At 57.1% G+C, this 3,538-nt stretch carries 3 protein-coding genes and 1 pseudogene; all 4 read left to right on the plus strand.

The features are described from left to right. Positions 1–201 (plus strand): annotated as a pseudogene (locus ABIB66_RS43320) (hypothetical protein); the annotation flags it as partial. Next, positions 182–358: a DUF3606 domain-containing protein gene (locus tag ABIB66_RS43325; RefSeq protein ID WP_354210772.1), complete on the plus strand. Its 177-nt coding sequence runs from the start codon at positions 182–184 to the stop codon at positions 356–358. The pseudogene ABIB66_RS43320 and the gene ABIB66_RS43325, both read left to right, overlap by 20 nt. Positions 359–1,142: 784 nt before the next feature. Further along, on the plus strand, positions 1,143–2,117 hold the full coding sequence (locus ABIB66_RS43330; RefSeq protein ID WP_354260077.1) for a dienelactone hydrolase family protein: 975 nt from the start codon (positions 1,143–1,145) through the stop codon (positions 2,115–2,117). A gap of 300 nt (positions 2,118–2,417) precedes the next feature. Beyond that, positions 2,418–3,407, plus strand: coding sequence for an ABC transporter substrate-binding protein (locus ABIB66_RS43335; protein WP_354210775.1), 990 nt, complete (start codon positions 2,418–2,420; stop codon positions 3,405–3,407). The last annotated feature ends 131 nt before the right edge of the window (positions 3,408–3,538 follow it).

Consider the following 3,538-nt stretch of genomic DNA (forward strand, 5'->3'; position numbering starts at 1 on the left):
GTTTTCTCCACCAGTGAGTGGAGTACCGGCATGCCGGATCGCGTAACCCGAGCGGTAAAAGAAGCCCAGGCCATCCTGGCTCGCTATGTCGAGCCCGGGCCGAGGGACTCCGAAAACACGATCAATGACCTGTTGGCCGTTCTCGATGATGAGCGGCTTGTCCAGGCGATGGAGGAGGAAGATGAGCGACAGTCTCACTAAACGGGATCAGCGCGACCGTAGCAAAATCAACATGCATGAGGACTTTGAGGTCAAATACTGGACTAAGGCGCTTGGTGTCTCCAAAGACGAGCTGCAGAAGGCCGTCGACAAGGTAGGCAATTCGGCCGCCGCCGTTCGCAAACAATTGGCGGCGTAACCGAGGCGCGCGGTATGCTTGCGATCTTTGGAGCAAAGCCCGCGCGCTTTTTCATGCCATGATCAATCCCAACGGTCCATCTGCTTCGGCTTAAGGTTTGTCTGCGAGAACCACCCGGACCGGGCCTGAAGCGAAGAGCTTGGCTGCCAGTGCGGCGCTGGTGAGCCGTGCGAATGCAACAGGTCGCCGGACATAAGCGCGGGAATTGAAGAGCTGGATACCAGCCACATCATCAAAGAGGCAGGCGCGAAGAAGCACCACCAATGACCGGCCCGATGTAAGGATCGGGTCGTAATAGTACCGCGTATCGCAGGGTTGCCAGGAGCGTAATCCGCCTAAGTTGTGTCATGCCGGAGATTATCGAACCCAATGTGCCAGCGGTTCAATGCGCTGTTTGCGGCCAGCGGCATTCGCGGCTTCCCGAGTGTATCGCTGCTATAGCTGCGATCACGTTCTGCAGCGAGAACGGTAAGGCGGCCTCCCAGTTAGCAGCCGCGAGACAATTGAACCTTTGTTCGCCAATGTCGCGTTGTGGCCTTTGGGTCGGGCACGTCGGAAGGCCCAGCAGACCGCTTCTAGGGTCGCCCGCCCACGACTTGAGGATGTTGAGACGTCGGGAGGGTAGGCCAACTCATGCCGCCCGTAGCGCTTTTCACACTCCGATGGGGCGCCCGCTGTGCGGTGCGTTGCAACAAAATCATTATTGGAGGCTGACGAAGTTGTTCAGCGCCGCCTCGCCGTGGTAACATCAATCTATATTTGAATTGTTGATTAGGGGGACGTCATGAGAGTGGTTTCCGCGCTGGTCGGAGCGTTATTGATTTCACTGATCTTCGGAGAAGCTCAAGCGCAGATCGCGCGCGAAGCGTTCTATTCAATTCCATCACAAACAGCATCGGCCGCCGATTTTCTAACAGGAAAACAAGGAACGCCCGTCGCGCTTGCAGGACAATTGCGGCTTGCGAAATCTGGCTCGACGAAACAGCCGCTCGTTATACTTCTGCATTCAGCGAGTGGGCCCATCACGGATGGCGCACCCTACGAGGAATGGCCGCGGGTCCTTAATGAAATCGGCATCGCCACGTTCGCAGTTGATAGTTACGCCGGTCGCGGACTGGTGAACTATCCGGGTGATCCCAACAAGATTTCCTTTCTGACCCGGATTATCGACGCTTACCGCGCGCTCGATGTTGCCGCAAAGGACCCGAGGATTGACACCTCGCGCATCGCGGTAATGGGCTTCTCTCAGGGGGCATCTGCCGCGCTCTATTCTAGCATGGCTCGATTTCAGAAAATGTACGGCAGCCCAGACCTTCATTTCGTCGGATACATATCTGCTTACGCGATATGCGGCACACACTTCCAAGACGACGAGAACGTAACTGGGCCGATTCTCATGTTGCACGGAACGGCGGACGATCTCACTCCCATAACGCCATGCCGCGAATATGCCGAGCGGCTGTCCAAAGCGGGCAAGAGCGCGCGCATACTCGAATACCCCGACGCATTCCACCAATTCGACGCCCCAATGTACCGGACCCCGGTCAAATTCGAACAAGCGCCCAATCCGATCAGACGATGTCGCTTCGAAGAAGGTGAGAATGGCGCCACTCTGAACTCTGAGACGAAGCAGCCGCTGACGCCGAGTGATTCCTGCTATGAAAAGGGATTTACAGGAGGCTCCTACCACGAAGCGGCGGCGAACAAATCCCACGACGATGTAAAAGCCTTTTTGAGAGAGTTGTTTCAGTTGAAGTAACTAATGGTCATCCACGCGACGCCTACAGTTCTTCCCGAAAGATCCTTCAGCATTCGCCGCGCACGTCGCGAGGGGATTGGATGGCTGCTTTTGGCCCGTCACAACCGTCCGGGCAGTGCCCGGTCATGTCCGAAGTTGAGGGTATACCGGCTGTGACTGCCCACGGCCGAAACCGGCGCTGTTGACCCGTAACAGACCTCGACAGCTACCCAAAACGATGTAGTGAAAGTAGCCTCGCCCCTCTCAGCGTGCTATGACTTGTCGTGACAAGTCTCCCTCTCCTGAGCCCGGAGTGGACACATGAGACGACGCGAGTTCGTCACGCTGTTTGGCGGCGCAGCAATTGCGTGGCCGTACGTCGCACGAGCCCAGACTCCGAGGAAACGGCCCGTTATCGGCACATTTGGATCGGGTACACCAGCTCAGCGCAAAGGTTACGCAGCGTGGCCATCTTTCTTGAGGGGGCTGCAAGAACTCGGATACATCGAGGAGCGCGATTTCGACATAACGTTCCGACTTGCCGCGTCTACCGAGAAGTTGCCAGAGGTAGCGAGGGAGGTGGTTCAGCTCAGCCCCGATGTCATATTTGCCGCCGCCAGCGCCAATGCGCTTGCCGCCACGCAGGCAACATCAACCATCCCGATCGTTGTTGCAGCGTTGGGAAACCTGACCGCGCTAGGATTGTCGGAAAACGATCTTCGCCGTCCAACTGGCAACTTGACCGGCATCATGCCCTACGTGCGTGGGCTGCCTGCAAAGCAGCTTGAGATCGCGAGGCAAATCGTTCCCGGCGCACAAAAGGTTGGGATCGTAAATGACACGAGCGACATCAAGACAGCTCCGCAGTGGGACGAAATCAACGCCACCGCCGCGAAACTTGAAATCAAGATCGTCGGTGCGGATGTTCAGAGAACCGAGGATGTTGAACCCACGTTCAGAAGGTTTAAAGCGGAGCGCGTTGATGTCGTCATCGTTCTACAGGCGAACTTCCTACTCTTGGATCGGGCTCAGATCGCCGCTGCCGCAGCGGCAACTCGGCTCCCGACCCTTTATGGATACCGCGAACTCGTGGATGCGGGCGGGCTCATTAGCTATGGAATTGATCTTCGGGCATGCAATTACCGAGCCGCGACCTACGTGTACAAGATACTCAAAGGCACCCCCGTGGCCGATTTACCCTTTGAGTTCCCGACCCGGCTCGACCTCGTCATCAATCTAAAGACTGCAAAGGCACTCGGTCTTACGATGCCCGACATGTTGCTCGCCCGCGCCGACGAGGTGATCGAATAACATCCAAAGGGTTGCCGCGGCTGCTACGACCGGTTATGTGCAGGTTTTTGGACGCCGGCAACGAGAGACGCGCAGCACGCTTGCCTGACCGGCGTCCAAAAAGCGCCAAGGCACGAAGTCGCGGGAGGTTA

This window comes from Bradyrhizobium sp. F1.13.3, assembly GCF_040548265.1.
GTDB lineage: Bacteria > Pseudomonadota > Alphaproteobacteria > Rhizobiales > Xanthobacteraceae > Bradyrhizobium.